The 21166-nt window shown below is 55.0% G+C and carries 11 protein-coding genes; 7 read left to right on the top strand and 4 right to left on the bottom strand.

The window, feature by feature from the left end:
* Positions 1-78: 78 nt before the first annotated feature.
* Complete coding sequence (wbaP, locus tag C1N59_RS07330) at positions 79-1512, bottom strand: undecaprenyl-phosphate galactose phosphotransferase WbaP (RefSeq protein ID WP_039338133.1); 1434 nt, start codon at positions 1510-1512, stop codon at positions 79-81.
* Positions 1513-2289: 777 nt separating this feature from the next.
* Between wbaP and C1N59_RS07325 the strand changes: the two genes are divergently transcribed.
* A complete protein-coding gene (locus C1N59_RS07325) occupies positions 2290-3861 on the top strand; it encodes a TerC family protein (protein WP_058708407.1) in 1572 nt (523 codons plus the stop codon).
* Positions 3862-3885: 24 nt separating this feature from the next.
* Here the strand turns inward: C1N59_RS07325 and asmA are convergent, their stop codons facing one another.
* From asmA to udk, 3 genes are all read right to left on the bottom strand, one after another.
* Positions 3886-5694 (bottom strand): outer membrane assembly protein AsmA, encoded by a 1809-nt coding sequence (gene asmA, locus C1N59_RS07320; protein ID WP_054633469.1) that lies wholly within the window; start codon positions 5692-5694, stop codon positions 3886-3888.
* Between the two features lie 14 nt (positions 5695-5708).
* Positions 5709-6290 carry a dCTP deaminase gene (gene dcd, locus C1N59_RS07315; protein ID WP_006119878.1) on the bottom strand — a complete coding sequence of 194 codons (582 nt, stop codon included), beginning with the start codon at positions 6288-6290 and terminating at the stop codon, positions 5709-5711.
* 84 nt (positions 6291-6374) lie between these two features.
* The gene (gene udk / locus C1N59_RS07310; RefSeq protein ID WP_006119880.1) at positions 6375-7016 is read right to left on the bottom strand and encodes a uridine kinase; all 642 of its coding nucleotides are present in this window, start codon (positions 7014-7016) and stop codon (positions 6375-6377) included.
* A 278-nt stretch (positions 7017-7294) separates the two neighbouring features.
* Between udk and C1N59_RS07305 the strand changes: the two genes are divergently transcribed.
* The 6 genes from C1N59_RS07305 (at position 7295) to mdtC (ending at position 21161) form a co-directional block, all read left to right on the top strand.
* Positions 7295-7906, top strand: coding sequence for a phosphatase PAP2 family protein (locus C1N59_RS07305; protein WP_006119881.1), 612 nt, complete (start codon positions 7295-7297; stop codon positions 7904-7906).
* Positions 7907-8073: 167 nt separating this feature from the next.
* A complete protein-coding gene (locus tag C1N59_RS07300; RefSeq protein WP_394550487.1) occupies positions 8074-11409 on the top strand; it encodes a diguanylate cyclase in 3336 nt (1111 codons plus the stop codon).
* Positions 11410-11484: 75 nt separating this feature from the next.
* On the top strand, positions 11485-12837 hold the full coding sequence (gene yegD / locus C1N59_RS07295; RefSeq protein ID WP_054633467.1) for a molecular chaperone: 1353 nt from the start codon (positions 11485-11487) through the stop codon (positions 12835-12837).
* 898 nt (positions 12838-13735) lie between these two features.
* A complete protein-coding gene (locus tag C1N59_RS07290; protein ID WP_039338138.1) occupies positions 13736-14965 on the top strand; it encodes an MdtA/MuxA family multidrug efflux RND transporter periplasmic adaptor subunit in 1230 nt (409 codons plus the stop codon).
* Positions 14965-18087, top strand: a complete 3123-nt coding sequence (locus tag C1N59_RS07285; RefSeq protein WP_394550486.1) for an MdtB/MuxB family multidrug efflux RND transporter permease subunit — start codon at positions 14965-14967, stop codon at positions 18085-18087. The genes C1N59_RS07290 and C1N59_RS07285 overlap by 1 nt, the downstream gene beginning before the upstream one ends.
* Complete coding sequence (mdtC, locus tag C1N59_RS07280) at positions 18084-21161, top strand: multidrug efflux RND transporter permease subunit MdtC (protein WP_394550485.1); 3078 nt, start codon at positions 18084-18086, stop codon at positions 21159-21161. The genes C1N59_RS07285 and mdtC overlap by 4 nt, the downstream gene beginning before the upstream one ends.
* The last annotated feature ends 5 nt before the right edge of the window (positions 21162-21166 follow it).

Raw genomic sequence — 21166 nt, 5'->3', positions numbered from 1 at the left:
GCTTTTTTTTAGAAAAATGTACCAACCCGCTCCCCTGTCGTGTGCTGTCAGAGAGAGGCTGGCACCTTTTTCCTGCGGTTAATAAGCACCATCACGCTTAAGCACGACACCGACGGTTTTGAACAAAATGGCGATATCGTTCCACAACGACCAGTTTTTCACGTACCAGGAATCGAAATAGACGCGCGTTTCATAATCTACGTCGTTACGACCACTGACCTGCCACAGTCCGGTCATGCCGGGTTTGGCCATCAGGTAGTAATCCACGTCACCGGCGTAGCGTGCCAGCTCGTCTTCGATGACAGGACGCGGTCCTACCAGACTCATATCACCCCGAACGACGTTCCACAGTTGCGGCAGCTCATCCAGGCTGGTTTTACGAATGAAGTGGCCGACTTTGGTAATGCGTGGATCGTTTTTAAGTTTGAAATCTTTATCCCACTCAGCACGGGCGACCGGATCGGTACGCAGCACTTCCTCAAGCACTTCTTTGGAGTTGATCACCATCGAACGGAATTTCAGGCATTTGAATTTACGGCCATTCATGCCCACGCGCTCATGACCATAAATCGGTGGACCGCCATCCCGGCCGACCAGAAAACCCAGCACCAGCAGCGCGGGGAGCAGCATGACGATGATAGACAGTGCGCCGACAATATCGAACACGCGCTTCAGGAAGCGTGACGTACGCTTAGCCAGGTTATTCTGCACGCGCAGGATCATGACTTCATGGCTGAAGATGTAGGCCATATCGGTACCGTACAGCGGTACGCCGCGCAGCGTCGGAATGACAGAAACGGAGCGACAGTTGTGCATAGCCAGTGATTTCAGCCACATATCACGGTACTGGCTTTGCTCGAATTCCACCGCCACGATGAACTGGGTGTCCGCATTGGTCAGCTTCCATACGTCCTGTTCGTCGCGCAGAACAGGAACGCCCGACATGACGTCCTGAGGGCAGGTCCCATCAACGTCGTAGAAGGCAATGACATCGAATCCCATGACTTCTTCACTTTGCAGCGCTTCCCACGCTTCCTGGGCATTTTTACTGCTGCCGATAATGATGGTCTGTTTTTTCCACAGGCCATAATTATTTAAGACGCGTTTAAAAACGGAGCGACAGACAGGAATAATCACCAGCGTGATAAGCCAGGTCAGCAGCCAGACAAAACGGGACATCTGCCACTGAGACAGTGCCGTGATTGACAGTTCAATAACGGAAAAAATAAGAATGGTACGAAAAATTTCTTTTAATTCGAACCAGAAAGGTTTGCGATAGGTGTAATGACGCAGTCTGACCCAGAACCAGCCCACGCAAATTACTGACAGGCAAATGTGGGTAGCAATTTTTAAATTTAATTCCCGGTCAGACATATCCGATAAAAGAGACGGAGATGTCAAATTAATTAGCATCATCGCGATAAATAATGCCGCGTTGAAACATATTAAATCAGAACAAGCCAATAATAATTTGGTGATAAGACTTTTAAACGTAAAATGGTTATCGCGCATATTTAACTCTTTATTTTATTTCCTTAACCCACCACGACCAGACCCTGAAGAGAACAGTACTGATGTTGAGCCTGAAGCGTTTCTGAGGGGAGCTCCTGCGGCATTTACGCCATTGTCATTGACTATGAAAACAATAATCCCGTACTCAATACCAACAGATTACTCTGACTTTACCCACACAGGACTGATTAAATATCAAACCACAGCGGCAAGTCAGGCACGCTACCGCCCTTGGCTGTCGGTGCCAATACCGCCTTGATAGCCTCGGGTTCTCCCTGCGCCACAAATGAAGGCGCACAACGCATCCCTTGCCGAATGCGTTTACATTCCGCTGCTTACCCTGACGGATGATTGCGCAAATTACAGGTTCAGACGCAGGCGTTAACTAACTCGTTGCTATACTAGTTATTACTGGCCTGTTTACAAGTGGACCCCGCCATCACCGGACTATTTTAGGAAAAAGACTACCAGTAATAAGTATTGAAGCCGCTCATTTTGGGTGCCAGGGAAGAAAAAAATCAGATTTATTCCATGTTGGCACCAGGATTAATCGCATAAGAAATTCCTCTGAATGGCGAGTGTAGTGACATTAATCTGCAACCTTTATCCCTTACAGTCCTTCCCGCATTAATCATTTCGTCCATTAATTCGCCTGTAATTAAAGTGGCCTGTGTCTAAATAAAGCGTAAAGCGCCTGTCATTCCGCTATTTGTCCCGACGCCGTCTGTCCACTATCATCAGACAAAGCTTATTTTTAGACATTCAGGTGAATAACGCATGCTGGAGGTAATGACCGATCCCTCATTGTGGGCAGGTTTAGTAACGCTAATCGTTCTGGAGCTGGTGCTGGGTATTGATAACCTTGTGTTTATCGCTATCCTGGTGGAGAAACTGCCTGCGGCGTTGCGCGACCGCGCGCGCATTATTGGTCTGCTCATGGCGCTGGTTTGTCGCCTGCTGCTGTTAGCCTCGCTTTCCTGGCTGGTAACGCTGACTCAACCTTTATTCACCTTCGCGCATCATGCCTTTAGTGCGCGTGATCTGTTGTTGTTGTGCGGGGGGCTGTTTTTGCTGTTCAAAGCGACCACCGAACTTAACACACGACTTGAAGGCAGCGATGCGGAGGACACTCAACAAAAGGGCGGCGCTAAATTCTGGCCCGTCGTGGCACAAATTGTCGTGCTGGATGCCATTTTTTCTCTGGATGCGGTGATTACCGCCGTCGGGATGGTCAACGATCTGCCGATCATGATGGCGGCGGTCACTATCGCCATTTTACTGATGTTGTTAGCCAGTAAACCGCTGACGCGCTTTGTTAACAACCATCCGACCATTGTGATTCTGTGTCTGAGCTTTTTGCTGATGATTGGTTTCAGTCTGGTGGCGGAAGGGTTTGGTTTTGCGATTCCCAAGGGCTATCTGTATGCCGCGATCGGTTTCTCCGTCGTCATTGAAGCCCTGAATCAGCTGGCACAGTTTAACCGCCGTAAAGTGTTGTCAGCCGGACGGCCCCTTCGCCAGCGCACAGCTGAAGCCGTGCTGCGGCTGCTGCGTGGTGAAGCGGAACAGGCCGAGCTGGATACGCAAACCGCTTCTATGCTGGCTGACGGTGAGTCTGTTGCCCTGTTTAACCGGCAGGAACGTGTGATGATTGCCAGCGTGATGGGACTGGGGCAACGTCGTATCGACACAATTATGACCACGCGCCATGATGTTCAGCACATTGATTTAAGCGACGATCCCGACGTCATTATGGCCGATCTTGACCGCAATCAGCATACGCGCATCGTTATCACCGAAAACGGTAACGAACCGCTTGGTGTTGTCCATGTTAACGATCTGCTGCATCAGTCGCTGCATCAGCATGCCCTGGATCTGCGTAGCCTGATCCGTCAGCCGCTGGTCTTCCACGAGCGCATAACGGTGTTACAGGCGCTGGAGCAGTTCCGCCAGGCACAGACGCATTTTGCGTTTGTGGTCGATGAGTTCGGGTCGGTAGAAGGCGTGGTGACGCTGAGCGATTTAATGGAGGCGATTGCGGGCAATCTGCCGAACGAAGCCGATTCAGAGGCGCGCCACGACATTCAGCCTGACGGCGCAGGCGGCTGGATTGCCAATGGCCATATGCCACTGGACGATTTGGCCCTTTACGTCACGCTGCCGCGAGAAAACACACAGCATTACCACACGATCGCAGGTTTAATGATGGATCGCCTGCAACATGTGCCGCAGGAAGGCGAAGAGATTCAGCTTGGTGAATACCGGCTACGGACTTTACAGGTCGACCAGCACCGGATTCAGAAGGTAGGGATTGTACCTCACGTCGACGGTGCGGCGCTGAAAGCGTAATTCAGCGCCGGCTGCCGACGGTGATTACGGGTGCGTACTGTTCTTGTCTTTTGCCTGTTGACGATCGAGCCACTGATTGAGGCGGGATTTTGCCTCATTCTGTAGCCTGTCACGCATGACATCATCTACCGGCAGCGTATATTGCGGATTAGCCCAACTGCCATAAATACGGAACGGAATCACCTGGTCGGACAGCGCGGCCACCAGTTTTTCGTCGCCGCGCCAGTCGCTCAGTGTCAGTCCCAGCGTCACATCCAGCTGTTGCTGCACCAGATTGATACGCCCCTCGCCGCGCAGCGTCAGCGCCTTCCCTCCACCGTCGAGATGACTTAACGTCAGCAGCCCATTTTTCATGGCCAGTTGTCCGCTCACCTGCTCAATGCCCTGTCCGGACGCCTGAGAATCACTGCTGACACGGTCGCTGACACGTGCCACGGCACTGCGCACCATTTGCTGTAAGTCGAGCTGGGCCAGTTTCAGATCATGCCCCTGGATATCGGCCTTGCCCTGCCAGCTGCGTTTTGCATCCGCAAGCGTCAGATTTTCACCCGACAATTCACCTTTAAGGCTCAGGGTTCCCTGCAGCGACGGCGGCAAGGCCAGCGCTTTTAATAAAGGCTGGATAGCTATCTGGTTCAGCACCGGCGTAAAAGCGACCTGCGTAACAGGCTGACGAATGTCGATACTGCCCGGTACAGAGAAGCTCCCCTGCCCCACATTGCCTGATAATGTACTGAAGGTTACCAGCCCCCGTTGATTAACCGCTTTGAGGGAGAGTTTGGTCAGGTTCAGGCCACGCCAGACCGCGCTATCGGCCTGCAGCGACAAATCGAGATCAATGTCGTTAAGCGGGGAGTCTGCATTGGTCGGTTCAGGCTGGTCCGCGATGACCGGTGCCGGGGCAATCTGACTGTTTTGTCCACTCATCTGCTGGGTCAGGGTCGAGATAAACAACAGATTGTCCATATTGAGTGCGCTGGCATGAAGATCCAGCGCCAGCTTTTGCGGCGGCGTAAGTTCACCTTCAGCGCGCCCGCTGAGCACGCTGTCGTTGGCGGTCAGCTTAAGATTGCTCACGTCAAAACGGTTTTTATCCAGGTCCCAGCTGCCCTGAAAGCTCAGCGTGCCTTTAATGCCCTCTGGCGGCAGGCTCGCTCCGGTCAGGTTATAGTCGACCTGCGCCACCTGGCCGCTCAACTGATGCGGATAGCGTGATTTGTCCAGTTGCCCTTTCAGCGTCAGGACAGCGGTGCGCTGGTTACGGGTCAGACGGGTCGTCAGGCCGATCGTGGCGATTCTGGACTGATCCTGCTCCATATCCAGATTAAGATTACGGAAGGTAAAGGCGTCCCCGCCCGGCTGCTGCCAGATAAGCAGGCTGTCGGACAGCTGCAGATTGTCGATGTCAAACGACCAGCCGGCAGACGAGGTGGGTTCGCTGTTGTGGGGCGCGCGCGGCGCGTTCTCAGGTGCCCGCGCGGCGCTGTCTGGCGTGACCCGCACGATGGCATTTTTTAACATCACCTGGCTTACGCTGAGCTGATGGGAAAGTAACGGCAGAAGATTAACATCCAGACGCATGTTATCGGCAGAAACAACCGGTTGCGCCGCTCCGGGTGCCGTCAGGCTCATCCGTCCGGCGAGAATGCTGAGTTTCGGCCACACATGCCAGCGCAGGTCGCCATCGATAGTGAGTTGATAACCGCTACGCTGTTGGACTTGTTGCACCATGTAGCTACGGAAGTCGTTAGGGTTCACCAGCATGACCAACGCCGTTAATCCCGCTACGACCACCACCAGTAGAATGGCCAGCGTGGTTATCACTCTTCTCATCACATCCTCATGAATTAATCTTTGTCGATACGACTGGCATCAGCACCCTGCTGGCCACGATATTTTGCATTCTCACGGCGATTATAGGGACGCGCTGCCGGACCGGAAAGCGGTTCAAAGCTTAGCGCACCAATCAACATGCCAGGGCGCAACGCCAGAGGCAGTTTGCCTGAATTATAGAACTCCAGCACGATACGGCCCTGCCAGCCCGGATCGATACGGTGCGCAGTGACGTGAACCATTAGCCCGAGGCGGGCAAGTGAAGAACGCCCGTCGAGCCAGCCCACCAGATCGTCGGGAATCGTGACAGATTCCAGCGTTACCGCCAGCGCCAGTTCGCCCGGATGCAAAAAGAACGCCTCACCTTCCGGCAACACGATCTCATCGCTCATGACGCGATCCAGCGCAGCACTGACCTCGTGCTTCGGGCCGCTTAAATCAATAAACGGCGCGGTATGTCCGCTGAACGTCCGGAACTGATTGCCCAAACGCACGTCCACTGTTGCACCATTGATATGTTCCACGGTTGGCCGTGGGGTAATCGCCAGTTTTCCGGTGTCGAGCCAGGCTTCAATATCGCGGTCGCATAATCTCATTACGGTAACTCCATGAAGTAAGTGTAGCGAACAGGGCGCATCTGTGCTTTTAACCTGTTCGCGTCACGCCTTTTGAGACGTAAACTACTCGAAAAACTGATTAATCTTGGCCTTCAGAATATCAATCGCGATGCGGTTTTTACCACCGCGCGGCACGATGATATCCGCGTACTGTTTTGACGGTTCAATGAACTGCAGAAACATCGGGCGTACCGTTTTCTGATACTGACTCATGACGGAATCCATTGAGCGACCGCGTTCATTGACGTCGCGCTTCATTCGGCGCATCAGACAAATATCCAGCGGCGTATCGACGAAAATGGAAAAATTCAGTTCCTGGCGTAACCGCGCATCCGTTAACAACAGAATGCCTTCAAGAATAATGACTTTTTTGGGCTTGAGATGCAGCGTCTCTTGCGTGCGGGTGTGCTCAACGTAGCTGTAAACCGGCAGTTCAATGTCCTGTCCTGCTTTGACAGCGCGCAGATGCTGTAACAGCAAATCATGATCCATCGCGCTGGGATGGTCATAATTGGTCTTAACCCTCTCTTCCATGGTGAGGTGACTTTGATCTTTGTAATAGGCATCTTCGGGAATAACACCGATGTGTTCATCACCCACCTGATCGCGAATTTCACGATACAGGGTACTGGCGATTAAACTTTTACCGGATGCGGATGCACCTGCAATGCCAACGATCACGCACTGATGGGACTTGTCAGTCATACTTTTAAAAACCTGATACTGGAGCCAGAAACTGTACGCAAACTGCGCACCCAGTTAATGGGGCTGAACGGAGAGGGTGATTTGGCGCTAAGTATAGGGATTTCGGTCTTTTGATGCCAGAGAAATGGCATGGCCGGTTTTCAGACTTTCCCCTTTTAACTCGAATGATTTCATCGATAAACTAGCCCTCTCAGACAGCATGACGATGCACAGCACGTATCAGGTCTTACAAACCTGAACAAAAAGGGCCTGGGGCCCGAAAAAAATAAAGGAAAACTATGCTCTGGAAGACCCTCACCTATTTTGGTGACAGTATGTTGTTAATTCCCACGGCGGTGATTATTGCACTGATTTTGCCGTGGAAAAGTGATAACCGGCGCACCGTATGGTACTGGCTTTTTGCCTTTGGCCTGGCGGGGCTGGTTGTCAGCCTGTCAAAAATTCTCTTTCTGGGCTTTGGCATTGGCAGTGCCCGTTTTAACTTCACCGGATTTAGCGGCCACAGCGCCATGTCTGCCACCCTGTGGCCCGTGATGCTCTGGCTGATATCCGGACGCTGGCCGAGCCTGTGGCGCGGTTTCGCCATTGGCGTGGGCTATATGATCCCCTTAATGGTGGGGTTTTCCCGCCTCGTCATCCATGCTCATTCCCTCAGCGAAGTCCTGACCGGACTGCTGTTAGGCTTTACACTGAGCACCGCTTTTTTGCTTTCACAACGCGAAACCGCATTAAAAGGGTTTAGCTGGCCGCAGATTGCCGCCGCGTTGCTGGTGCCGGTGCTGCTGCTGGGACATGGACGCATCGCCACCACGCAGCAGTTTCTTGAGCACTTTTCAGCCCGCCTCGCGGGCCTGGAAAAACCCTATACCCGTGCCGACCTTTTTCGTTGAATAAGGCGAGACGGGCTCGCCTCACAGACGAGCCCGTCAATCGGTCAAATAACGCAATTTAATGATTTCCCCCCTTTTTTCTCCAACAAATGTGCTAGCATTCTTCAATCAGGATGGCTATCTCGTCACCTGCCATGTCAATACCTTGTACCCTGCTGGATCGATAAATGATCGTTGATGCGCTGGCTTCGTCAGATAAATCACCTAATTCGTGGCTTCATGCCTGCGGGCTTGGCCTGGTTTCGTTCGTCCTGACCTTGTTCTGCCTTGAACTGATCGTAGTGAGCGGCAAGATTTCGCCTTTATGGTTTTCCACCGCCTTAATGACCGTGGTGGTGTTTCGCTGCACATCACGTCAGTTGCCGTTGTTCCTTGCGGCCTGCCTGATTGGCACCGCTGCAGCCAATGCGTTTGTCATCGGTCCTGCGCTTTCAAATTTAAAATTTGCCCTGTTGAACCTTTTGCAGGCGGGCATCGGTGGCATGCTGCTGCGCGCGTTGCTTAACCGCGAGGCACCGCTGGTGTCGCTGCGTGACTGGCTGCGCTTTGTTTTTGCCACCGGTGTGATTTCGCCACTGATTGGTGGCGTACTGGCGCTGTGGGTTTTACAGGTTGGACAACAGGCCTCTTTCGCCTTCTTTTATACATGGGTGATTTCGGAAATCATCGGCATGCTCGCGCTTGGGCCGGTTCTGCTGCTGCTCTCCTGGCCCTTGCCTAAGGGTTACCTCAGGCGCACCTCGCTGTTTGAAACACTTTTCAGCCTCGTTCTGACGCTGATTGCCAGCTATTTGTCGCTGCGTTTTTTGCCCTGGCCGTTTACCTTCATTTTGGTCGTGCTGTTCTGGTGCGCTGTTCGGCTGCCCAAGGTGGAGGCGTTTGTCTTGTTCTTTCTCAACGCCAGCTTTATGGCGCTGCTGCTTTCTTTAGACTGGATAATCGTCACGCCTACGACGACGAATTACGCCATGATTGTCAGTTGGCTGCCGTTTCTGATGGTCTTAATCCCCTGCCATATTATGTCGCTGGTCATGGATGCGTTCCGCCATGAAACGCGCCATATCAGTGAAAGCGAAACGCGTTTTCGTAACGCCATGGAGTATTCCGCTATTGGCATGGCGCTGGTTTCACCCGAAGGCCGCTGGCTTCAGGTGAATAAATCATTATGCGACACGCTGGGTTATCCCGAGTACGAATTAAAGAACCTGACTTTCCAGCAGATTACGCATCCTGACGACCTGGGTATTGACGATGGCAAAATGGATAAGCTGCTGGCTGGCGAGATTTTGTCGTTCACGCTGGAGAAGCGTTACTTCCGTAAGGACCATGAAATCGTCTGGGTGCGGCTGACGGTTTCGCTGGTACGGGACAGCGAACAACAACCGCTCTATTTCATTGCGCAGATTGTGAATATTTCTGAATTAAAACAGAGCGAGTTGGTCAACCAGCGGTTAATGGAACGTATCACGCTGGCCAACGAAGCGGGCGGCATTGGCGTGTGGGAATGGAACATGAACAGTGGAGAAATGCTGTGGGATAAACGCATGTACACATTGTTCGGTTTGCAGTCGGATGAAGTGCCCAGCTTCGACTTGTGGATCAAACTGGTGCATCCCGACGATCGCGCATTTTGTGTGCAGACCATACAGCAGGCCATTGAAGAAAGCAGCGCGTTTCAAATGGAGTATCGCGTGATGCGCGAAGAAGGACATTACTGGATACGTTCTCAGGCGAATCGTTTACTCAGTCAGGAAGGCCGGATCGAGCGCATACTGGGCGTTGCACAGGACATTACGCCGCTGCGTAACCTGAACGAAGCCCTGTTTCAGGAAAAAGAGCGCATGATGATTACGCTCGATTCCATCGGCGAGGCCGTCATCAGTACGGATCAGGCCATGCGCGTCACCTTCATGAATCCGGTGGCTGAAAAAATGACTGGCTGGTCACAGGAAGCCGCGGTCGGCAGACCGGTAAGTGAACTGCTTCACATCACCCATGGCCGTCACGGCGCGCCCGTGGAAAATCTGATGATCAACCCCACGCATTCTGAAAAGACTGCGCCCTATCTGTCGGAAGAGTGGGTGCTTCACACCCTGAATGGTGAGCATATTGATATCCATTACACGATAACACCGCTGAAATCGGAATCGGGAACCGAACGCGGCGCGGTGATGGTCATTCAGGATGTGAGTGAATCACGTAAAGTCATGAAACGATTGAGCTACAGCGCGCTGCACGATACGTTAACCCGCCTGCCCAATCGCGCCAGTTTTGAGTTGCAACTGAAGCGACTGCTGTCCGATGCCGCTGAACATCAACATCAGCATGTACTGGTGTTTATTGACCTGGATAAATTCAAAGCGGTTAACGACAGCGCCGGGCACGCCGCCGGGGATGCACTGCTGAGCGAACTTTCCGATTTAATGCGTCACCACCTGCGCAGCACCGACTTTCTCGCCCGTCTTGGCGGGGATGAATTTGCCGTGCTCATGCCTGAATGTCTGGTGGACCAGGCCCGTGATGTGGTGCAGCGTATCGTGCGTGCAGTCAACGACTATTGTTTTGAATGGCTGGGCCGGGCCTATCAGGTTGGGGCCAGCGCAGGCATGACACAAATTTCACCAAATAATTGTCAAAGCAGTGATGTGTTGTCCCAGGCCGATATTGCCTGTTACAACGCTAAACGCAGCGGCCGCGGGCGCTACATGGTGTACGAACAGCATCCGCTGGCCCTGACCGGCAGCCACCATTCGCTGGATCAGGCAACCCTGGATGCCTTGCAGGTGGAACTCCAGGTCTGGGCTGTCGCACCGCCAGGTAAGCCGCACTCAGCCAGCGTCTGGTTGATTGAAGTGCAGTTGTTTACCCGGGAAGGACTGCTGGTGGATGAACATCTGCTGCGTAACAACCTGACTGACGCGGCGCTGAAACAGCGGCTGGAAGACAATATCGTTGAGGCTTTTTTCCGTCATCGCATTGCGGCTATGAGCCAAAAAGGCATTGCTTTAATTTTGCCCGTGGATGTTAACGCGCTTTATAATCCGGTTTTCGTTGAGAAACTTTGTATCCGTTTTGCAGAATCCGGTCTGGCGAACAGTAACAGCGGTATCGCGCTGCATGCCGCCAGCGTGTTATCGGGCGGCGAGCAGCTTTTGGGCACACTGATGAAACTGCGTCAGGCAGGCTGTCGCATCGTGCTGCAACAGTTTGGCCGTAACCTGGATGCGTTTAATCAGTTAACCGGTAAAGTGGTGGACTGCCTGATTCTGGCCCCCGAGCTGGTGGCGAACCTGCATAATAATCTGATGGATGAAATGCTGATTTCCATTATTCAAAGCCAGACCAATGAACGTAATATTATATTGCTTGCGGGCCCAGTCTCCGTGCCGGCCGTTCTGACCACGCTTACCAGCCTGGATGTTGACGGAGTCTGGGGCAGTGCGGTTGCCGAGCGCCAGCCGCTCAGCAAACTGAGTGAAGATCACCTTTTTGCGATTCGCTAATTCTGCCGCTCGCCGCTTGCCTCACCTTTACAGCTGCGCTAAAGTCGCCCCCTTTTTCCTGCCTGGGGGCGAAAAATGTTCATTGGATTCGATTACGGTACGGCTAACTGCTCGATTGCGGTCAGCGAAAAAGGCACACCACGACTGTTAACGCTGGAGAACGGTCAACGCCTGCTGCCATCGATGATCTGCTCCCCGACACGTGAAGCCGTTACGGAATGGCTTTATCGCCATCATCAGGTTGCCACGCCGGACCAGGAAAGCACGGCGCTGTTGCAACGGGCGCTGCGCTATAACCGTGAAGAAGATATCGATGTTCTCTCCGATAGCGTGCAGTTCGGTCTGACCGCGCTTCAGCACTATATGGTCGATCCGGAAGATGTCTGGTTCGTGAAGTCGCCGAAGTCCTTCCTGGGCGCGAGTGGGTTAAAACCCCAGCAGATCGCCTTCTTTGAAGATTTAGTGTGCGCCATGATGCTGCATATTCGTCAGCAGGGCGAAGCACAGCTTGACCAGTCAATTGAACAGGCGGTAATTGGCCGCCCGGTGAACTTTCAGGGACTGGGCAGCGAAGAGGCCAACGCGCAGGCGCAGGGCATCTTATTGCGTGCCGCTAAACGCGCGGGCTTTCGGGAGGTGGAGTTTCAGTTTGAGCCGGTCGCGGCGGGGCTGGACTTTGAAGCCACACTCGAAAAAGAAACCCGCGTGCTGGTCGTGGACATCGGTGGGGGAACCACCGACTGTTCGATGCTGTTGATGGGGCCGCAGTGGCGTCATCTGTCAGACCGGCGGGAAAGCCTGCTGGGCCATAGTGGCTGCCGCGTGGGCGGTAATGACCTGGATATTATGCTGGCGTTTAAAGCGTTGATGCCGTTGCTGGGCGCGGGCGGGAAGACACAAAAAGGCACGGCCTTACCTGCCCTGCCCTGGTGGAATGCCGTCGCCATCAACGATGTGCCTGCACAAAGCGATTTTTACAGTACCGCCTGCGGCAAACTGTTGCGCGATCTGGTACGGGATGCCGAAAATCCTGCCGCCGTGGCACACCTGTTAAAAGTCTGGCAACAAAAGCTGAGCTATCGTCTGGTGCGTACTGCGGAAGAGAGCAAAATCGCCCTCTCCGACCGCCCTGACTTCGCCGCCGCACTGGATTTTATCAGCGCGGATTTACAGGCCGATATCAGCGTGGCAACCCTGCAGGACGCGATCAGCCAGCCGCTGGAGAAGATCCTGGAACAGGTATATCTGGCGCTGGCGACCAGCCATATTAAGCCGGAAGTGATCTATCTGACGGGCGGTAGTGCACGTTCGCCTCTGCTGCGCGCTGCGCTGCAGCAGGCCCTGCCGGGTACACCGATTGCTGGCGGAGATGACTTTGCCTCAGTGACCGCTGGTCTGGCGCGCTGGGCTGAGGTGATGTTTGCCTGACAGCGGGGGGAGTCGAGTAAAGTGCAGCACTGGCGGCGGGTGAAATCGCCTGAAGGGGCATTTTGGCTTCGGCTCCCTTTCCTTCGTTTCCCTTTACCGCAAAGACGTCAGCCTGAGCTGTTTTGGGATGCTAACCCATTGTTATGATGTCGGCGGGTGAGATCGCCAGAAGAGGCACTTTGGCTTCGGCGGTCCTCGCGCCGCTCATGCGGTGCCTTCAGGTCGCTCAGCGCTGCGTAATGCCTCGCGGAAAATGCCCCTTCTGGCTTTGTCAGTTTGTGCGCGGGTAAAGCGACACAGTATGTGAGCCCGTGCTTTCTTTTGCGGTGAAGGCAAAACGAGTGCAGTGCCTGTCCTCAGAAAAAAGCCCTTCTGCCCTTTAATCCTGAGCGGGGTTAAAGCGGCACCATGCGTCAGCCGGTTCTGCCGCGTTAAGGATAGCGCCCGGTCCGGCAATGCACGTTACTGACGGACCCGGCGGTATCGAAGATGATGCTTATTCCTCTTCGCACCGCGTCCCCTTGCTCAGCGCTCAATGTCTCAGCAGGCATAACGTAAGGTTAAACGCTGACCTTCTTCATGCTGCGCACGGCTGCGTAAAGCGCTGGGTGATGAATGTGTCATCTTCCTGAAGGATAAGTTGTTTTTAATCCTGTATTTCCTGATCAGGCAGGATATGATCCGGCGCGCTGTTGTTAGCGTAGTCCGCCTTGTTTCACATCAAATCTGACTCTTTGCCAACGCCGTTTTTTCAAAAAACCGACATACTTACGGTGCGCTGACAGATATCCTTAATTCCTTCAAATTTTTACCCGCAGGGACGACTACAATTCGTGGTTTGCAGGCTAACGTTTACGCCCGCGTCCTGGAACGATATCGCTGGAGAGCAACAATAACAATGAACAACCGACATCCTGGAATGAAAAAAGGCCTGATTTTAGCGGTGGTTATTGCCGCTGCTGCAGGCGGTTACTACTGGTGGAAGCATCCAGCCCAACCCGCAGGCAACGAAACATCCAGCCAGTCAGAACACGGCAAAAGAGGCAACGGTGGACATAAACCGCTTGCGCCCGTGCAGGCTGCCAGCGCCGTGACAGAGAGTGTGCCGCAATACCTTAGCGGTTTGGGTACGGTGACCGCAGCCAATACCGTAACGGTACGCAGCCGGGTAGATGGTAACCTGGTGGCCATCCATTTCACGGAAGGCCAGCAGGTCAAAGCCGGCGATCTGCTGGCAGAGATCGATCCGCGTCCCTATCAGGTCGCCCTGATGCAGGCTCAAGGCCAGCTGGCGCGCGATCAGGCTACGCTTGCGAACGCCCGCCGTGATTTAGCCCGTTACCAGAAGCTGGCGAAAACCTCGCTGGTATCCCAGCAGGATCTGGATACGCAAAACGCGCTGGTCAGTGAAACCCTGGGCACGATTAAGGCCGACGAAGGCAGCGTTGCCAGCGCACAGCTGAACCTGACTTACAGCCGAATTACGTCCCCGATTGCGGGTCGCGTCGGCCTGAAGCAGGTTGATATTGGCAACTACATCACCAGCGGTGATACCAATGGTCTGGTGGTGATTACTCAGACGCATCCGGTGGATGTCGTCTTTAGCGTCGCCGAAAACAATATCAGCCAGATCATGCAGGCGCAGAAAAGTGGCGAACCGTTGCTGGTGGAAGCCTGGGACCGCAGCAATCAACACCTGATTGCGCGCGGAAAACTGCTCAGTCTGGATAACCAGATCGACGTCACGACAGGCACCATTAAAATCAAAGCGCGTTTTGATAATCAGGATGACCTGCTTTTCCCTAATCAGTTCGTCAACGCCCGGCTGAAGGTGAATACGTTGCAGGATGCCGTCGTGATTCCGGTAGCCGCGTTACAGATGGGCAACGAAGGCCACTTTGTCTGGGTGATTAACAGCGAAAATAAGGTGAGTAAGAAAACCGTGACCGCCGGTTTCCAGGACAGTCAGAAAGTGGTCATCAATGCCGGACTGAGCGCGGGCGACCGCGTGGTAACGGATGGCCTTGACCGCCTGACAGAGGGGGCAAAAGTGGAAGTGGTTGCAGCACAGAGCAGTGCAACTAAACAGAGCCGCGCCAGCTTGCCATCCAAGGGAGAGTCAGAGTAATGCAGGTTATGCCTCCTGACCACAGCGGAGGACCGTCACGCCAGTTTATTCTGCGCCCGGTCGCGACGACGTTACTGATGATTGCTATTCTGCTGGCGGGGATTCTGGGTTACCGCTTTTTGCCGGTGTCAGCGTTACCCGAAGTGGACTATCCGACCATTCAGGTTGTTACCCTGTATCCCGGTGCCAGTCCGGATGTGGTGACGTCGTCGATTACAGCGCCTCTTGAACGTCAGTTCGGTCAGATGTCCGGTCTTAAACAGATGGCCTCGCAAAGTTCTGGCGGCGCCTCGGTGGTGACACTGCAGTTCCAGCTCTCGCTGCCGCTCGATGTCGCAGAACAGGAAGTGCAGGCAGCGATTAACTCTGCCTCTAACCTGCTGCCCAGCGATTTGCCGAATCCGCCGGTTTACAGCAAAGTTAACCCGGCGGATCCGCCCATCATGACGCTCGCCGTCACCACCACCAGCATGCCCTTAACCCAGGTACAGGACATGGTGGAAACACGCGTCGCGCAGAAAATTTCCCAGGTGACCGGCGTCGGCCTGGTCACGTTGACCGGCGGCCAGCGTCCCGCTGTGCGCGTTAAGATGAACACCCAGGCATTAGCCTCTATGGGCCTGACCAGCGAAATGGTGCGTACGGCGATCACCAACGCCAACGTAAATTCCGCGAAAGGCAGTCTTGATGGTCCGACCCGCTCGGTTACGCTGTCAGCCAACGATCAGATGAAATCGGTCGAGGATTACCGCCAGCTGATCGTCAGTTATAAAAATGGCGCGCCAGTGCGGCTGGCCGATGTGGCTACGATTGAACAGGGTGCCGAAAACAGCTGGCTGGGTGCCTGGTCTAACCGTGAACCCGCCATCGTACTGAATGTGCAGCGCCAGCCGGGTGCCAATATTATTGCAACCGCCGACAATATTCGCGCCATGCTGCCCGGGCTGATTGCCAGCCTGCCCAAATCCGTCGATGTCAAACTGGTCACCGATCGCACCACCAATATCCGCGCGTCCGTCACCGATACGCAGCATGAGCTGATGCTGGCAATGGCGCTCGTGGTGATGATCATCTACCTGTTCTTGCGTAATGTGCCCGCGACCATCATTCCGGCCGTGGCTGTTCCGCTGTCGCTTATTGGCACCTTTGCGGCAATGTATTTCCTGGGCTTTTCCATCAATAATCTGACGCTGATGGCGCTGACCATCGCCACAGGCTTTGTGGTGGACGATGCCATCGTGGTGATTGAGAATATCTCGCGCTATATCGAAAAAGGGGAAAAGCCGATGACAGCGGCCCTGAAAGGGGCAGGCGAAATTGGCTTTACCATTATTTCGTTAACGTTTTCACTGATTGCGGTATTGATTCCGCTGCTGTTCATGGGCGACGTGATTGGTCGCCTGTTTCGCGAATTTGCGGTGACGCTGGCGGTGGCAATTCTGATCTCAGCGGTGGTCTCGCTCACCCTGACGCCGATGATGTGTGCCCGCATGCTGAGCGCCGAGTCACTGCGTAAGCAGAACCGCTTTTCCCGTGCCAGCGAAGCGATGTTCGATCACATCATTGCCGTTTATGGTCGTGGGCTGCGCCGGGTGCTGAATCACCCCTGGCTGACGCTGTCCGTGGCGCTCGGCACGTTGCTGCTGACGGTTTTGCTGTGGATGGCCATTCCTAAAGGTTTCTTTCCGCAGCAGGACAACGGCATTATCCAGGGAACGCTGGAGGCACCGCAGTCGGTATCCTACGCCAGTATGGCGGAGCGGACACGCGATGTTGCCTCTGTGATTATGAAAGATCCGGCTGTGCAGAGTCTGACCTCGTTCGTGGGCGTGGACGGCACCAATCCGTCACTCAACAGCGCCCGGTTGCAGATTAACCTCAAACCGCTGGATATGCGCAGCGAGCGTATTCCGGAGATTCAGCAGCGGCTGCAAGCGCAGATCAGCAAAATTCCTGGCGTCACCTTGTGGTTGCAGGCGGTGCAGGACCTGACAATTGATACCCAGGCCAGCCGTACGCCGTATCAGTTTACTCTGCAGTCCGGTTCGCTGGATTCGCTCAGCACCTGGGTCCCTGCCCTGCTTAACGCCCTGCAGAAACACCCTGCGCTACGTGACGTCAGCAGTGACTGGCAGGACCAGGGGCTGGAAGCCTATATCAAAGTGGACCGTGACAGTGCCAGCCGGCTGGGCATCAGCATGGCGGACGTAGATAACGCGCTGTATGACGCCTTTGGTCAGCGGCTGATCTCCACGATTTATACCCAGGCGAATCAGTACCGCGTGGTGCTGGAACAGGACAACAGCACCATGCCGGGCCTGCAAAGCCTGGACGGTATTCGTCTGAACAGCACTGACGGTGGCAGCGTGCCGTTGAGCGCGATCGCCAGCATTGCCCAGCGCCATGCGCCTTTAACGATTAACCATCTGAGTCAGTTCCCCTCCGCCACCTTCTCTTTCAATGTGGCGAAGGGCTATTCGCTGGAAGATGCGACCAAAGCGATCAACCAGGCAGAGACGGAACTGGGGATGCCGTCAGAGGTGATGACGCAGTTCCAGGGCAGCACGCTGGCTTTCGAGGCTGCCCTGACCAGTACCGTCTGGCTGATTGTGGCGGCAGTCGTGGCGATGTATATCGTGCTCGGCGTGCTGTATGAGAGCTTTATCCATCCCATCACCATTCTCTCCACGTTGCCCACGGCGGGCGTCGGTGCGCTGCTGGCGCTGATGATAAGTGGGAATGAGCTGGATATTGTTGCCATCATCGGCATCATTCTGCTCATTGGTATTGTGAAAAAGAACGCCATTATGATGATCGACTTCGCGTTAGCGGCGGAACGTGAACAGGGCATGAAGCCCTATGATGCGATTTATCAGGCCTGCCTGCTGCGTTTCCGACCGATTCTGATGACGACGCTGGCCGCCCTGCTGGGTGCATTACCGCTGATGCTCAGCACTGGCGTAGGTGCAGAGCTGAGGCAGCCGCTGGGGATCGCCATGGTCGGCGGCCTGATTCTGAGCCAGATTCTGACGCTGTTTACCACGCCGGTAATCTACCTGCTGTTTGACCGCCTGGCGCATAACCTGCGTCGTCGCCTGGGTCAGACGGAGGCGCAGCCGTGAAGTTTTTTGCTTTGTTTATCCATCGTCCGGTCGCCACGACGCTACTGACGCTGGCCATTGCGCTGGCGGGCATTCTGGGCTTCCGCCTGCTGCCGGTGGCGCCGCTGCCGCAGGTGGATTTTCCGGTCATTATGGTGTCAGCGTCCCTGCCAGGAGCCTCGCCCGAAACGATGGCGTCTTCGGTCGCCACGCCGCTGGAGCGCTCGCTGGGCCGAATTGCAGGCGTCAGTGAAATGACCTCGACCAGTTCGCTGGGATCGACCCGCATTATTATGGTGTTCGATTTTAATCGTGATATTAACGGCGCGGCACGTGATGTACAGGCGGCCATTAACGCGGCGCAGAGCCTGCTCCCTACCGGCATGCCGTCGCGTCCGACCTACCGCAAAGCCAACCCGTCTGACGCGCCGATCATGATTATGACGCTGACGTCAGATCTGTACACGCCAGCCCAGCTTTATGATTATGCGTCGACACAGCTGGCACAGAAGCTGTCGCAGATTAATGGCGTGGGCGATGTCACCGTGGGCGGCAGCTCGCTGCCCGCAGTGCGCGTGGCGCTCAATCCGCAGGCGTTATTTAATCAGGGCGTGTCGCTGGATGCGGTGCGTCAGACCATCGCTAACGCTAACCAGCGCCGTCCGCAGGGCGCGCTGGAAGACGGGCAACAGCGCTGGCAGTTACGGACCAACGATGCATTACAAACTGCCCGGGAATACCAGCCGCTGAACGTGCAATACAACAACGGCGCGGCAGTACGGTTGTCCGATGTCGCCACCGTTGAGGACTCCGTGCAGGATGTGCGCAACGCCGGTATGTCGCGGGGCAAACCGGCCGTTTTGCTGGTGATTCGCAAAACGGCGGATGCGAACGTGATTGAGACGGTTGATCGTATTCGCGCTGAACTGCCCGAACTGCACGAAATCATTCCGACGGCGATCGATCTGCAGATTGCCCAGGATCGCTCACCCACCATCCGCGCGTCGCTCGAAGAAGTTGAACAGTCGCTAATTATCGCCGTTGGCCTGGTCATTCTGGTGGTGTTTGTTTTCCTGCGCTCAGGTCGCGCCACGCTGATTCCGGCGGCGGCCGTGCCGGTCTCGCTGATTGGCACCTTTGCCGCCATGTATTTGTGCGGCTTTAGCCTGAACAATCTGTCGTTGATGGCGCTGACCATCGCCACCGGCTTTGTCGTGGACGATGCCATTGTGGTGCTGGAAAACATTGCCCGTCATGTTGAATCGGGCATGAAACCGCTGGCCGCCGCGCTCAAAGGCGTGCGTGAAGTGGGCTTTACGGTGCTGTCGATGAGCCTGTCGCTGATCGCGGTCTTCCTGCCGCTGCTGATGACAGGCGGATTGATTGGCCGCTTCTTCGCAGAGTTTTCCATCACCCTGTCGGTTGCTATTCTGATCTCGCTGTTTGTGTCCATCACGCTGACGCCCATGATGTGTGCTTACCTGCTGAAACCCCATGCGCCGCGCAGTCAGCCGCGGCGACGGGGCATTGGCCGCCTGCTGCTGGCGGTACAACAGGGTTATGCCCGCTCTCTGAACGTCGTGCTGAACCATGCGCGCTGGGTCATCCTGTTGCTCGTGGGCACTGTCGCCCTGACGGTGTGGCTGTTCATCAGTATTCCTAAAACCTTTTTGCCCGAGCAGGATACCGGCCGCCTGTCCGGCTTTATTTCTGCCGACCAAAGCATTTCGTTTCAGGCGATGCGCGGTAAGTTGCAGGACTTCATGAAAATCGTGGGGGCCGATCCGGATGTCTCAAGCGTGGTGGGCTTTACCGGCGGCATGCGCACCAATATGGGCCTGATGTTTATCTCCCTGAAACCCTTGTCCGAACGCAAAGATAATGCACAGGCGGTGATTGCCCGCCTGCGTACCAAGCTGGCAAAGGAGCCCGGTGCCAACCTGTATCTTAATGCGGTGCAGGATATCCGGGTGGGCGGTCGCGAAGCCAACGCCAGCTATCAGTATTCTCTGTTAACAGACGATCTGGCTGCGCTGCGCACCTGGGAACCGAAAATTCGTCAGGCCTTTAGCGCCCTGCCGGAACTGGCCGACGTTAACTCCGATCAGCAGGATCAGGGCAGCGAAATGGCCCTGACGTATGACCGGGCCAGCATGGCGCGGCTGGGCATTAATGTTTCCGAAGCGAATGCGTTGCTCAACGATGCGTTTGGTCAGCGTCAGATTTCCACCATCTATCAGCCGCTGAACCAGTACAAGGTCGTCATGGAAGTGGATCCGCGCTATACCCAGGACATCAGTTCACTGGATCAGATGTTTGTGATTAACAGCGACGGCAAACCCATCCCGCTTTCCTGGTTCGCCAAATGGCAACCGGCCAACGCGCCGCTGTCGGTTAATCATCAGGGCTTGTCTGCCGCGTCAACCCTCTCCTTTAACCTGCCAGAAGGTGTGTCGCTTTCCCAGGCATCCGAGGCGATCGATCGCACTATGACGGCGCTTGGCGTACCGTCCAGCGTGCGCGGCAGCTTTGCCGGCACCGCACAGGCGTTCCAGCAATCGCAAAGCAGTCAACTCTGGTTGATGATGGCTGCGGTTGCGGCAGTTTATATCGTGCTGGGGATTCTCTACGAAAGCTATGTGCACCCGTTGACCATTCTTTCGACGCTGCCGTCTGCGGGCGTCGGTGCCCTGCTGGCGCTGGAGCTGTTTGATACGCCGTTCAGCCTGATTGCCTTGATCGGGATTCTGTTGTTGATCGGGATAGTAAAAAAGAACGCCATCATGATGGTCGACTTTGCGCTTGACGCAGAACGCAACGGCAACCTGAGTGCCCGCGAGGCGATTTTCCAGGCCTGCCTGTTACGCTTCCGCCCTATCCTGATGACCACGCTGGCGGCCCTGTTTGGCGCGTTACCGCTGGTGCTGACCAGCGGAGACGGCGCCGAGCTGCGTCAGCCGTTGGGCATCACCATTGCCGGCGGCTTGATCATGAGCCAGCTCCTCACGCTGTATACCACGCCGGTGGTGTACTTAATGATGGACAAACTGCGACGTAAAACGCGCACCCAGAGGATGAATGCCACTCAGCATTAAGGGGT

The organism is Pantoea sp. SGAir0183 (genome assembly GCF_043545505.1).
The sequence above is the reverse complement of the archived record's forward strand: the minus strand, read 5'-3'. Positions and strand labels throughout refer to the sequence as shown.

Excerpts from the sequence above, each read along its gene's own strand:
- wbaP (WP_039338133.1), bottom strand. The coding sequence starts at position 1,512 with ATGCGCGATAACCATTTTACGTTTAAAAGTCTTATCACCAAATTATTA.
- C1N59_RS07325 (WP_058708407.1), top strand. The coding sequence starts at position 2,290 with ATGCTGGAGGTAATGACCGATCCCTCATTGTGGGCAGGTTTAGTAACG.
- asmA (WP_054633469.1), bottom strand. The coding sequence starts at position 5,694 with ATGAGAAGAGTGATAACCACGCTGGCCATTCTACTGGTGGTGGTCGTA.
- dcd (WP_006119878.1), bottom strand. The coding sequence starts at position 6,290 with ATGAGATTATGCGACCGCGATATTGAAGCCTGGCTCGACACCGGAAAA.
- udk (WP_006119880.1), bottom strand. The coding sequence starts at position 7,016 with ATGACTGACAAGTCCCATCAGTGCGTGATCGTTGGCATTGCAGGTGCA.
- C1N59_RS07305 (WP_006119881.1), top strand. The coding sequence starts at position 7,295 with ATGCTCTGGAAGACCCTCACCTATTTTGGTGACAGTATGTTGTTAATT.
- C1N59_RS07300 (WP_394550487.1), top strand. The coding sequence starts at position 8,074 with ATGATCGTTGATGCGCTGGCTTCGTCAGATAAATCACCTAATTCGTGG.
- yegD (WP_054633467.1), top strand. The coding sequence starts at position 11,485 with ATGTTCATTGGATTCGATTACGGTACGGCTAACTGCTCGATTGCGGTC.
- C1N59_RS07290 (WP_039338138.1), top strand. The coding sequence starts at position 13,736 with ATGAACAACCGACATCCTGGAATGAAAAAAGGCCTGATTTTAGCGGTG.
- C1N59_RS07285 (WP_394550486.1), top strand. The coding sequence starts at position 14,965 with ATGCAGGTTATGCCTCCTGACCACAGCGGAGGACCGTCACGCCAGTTT.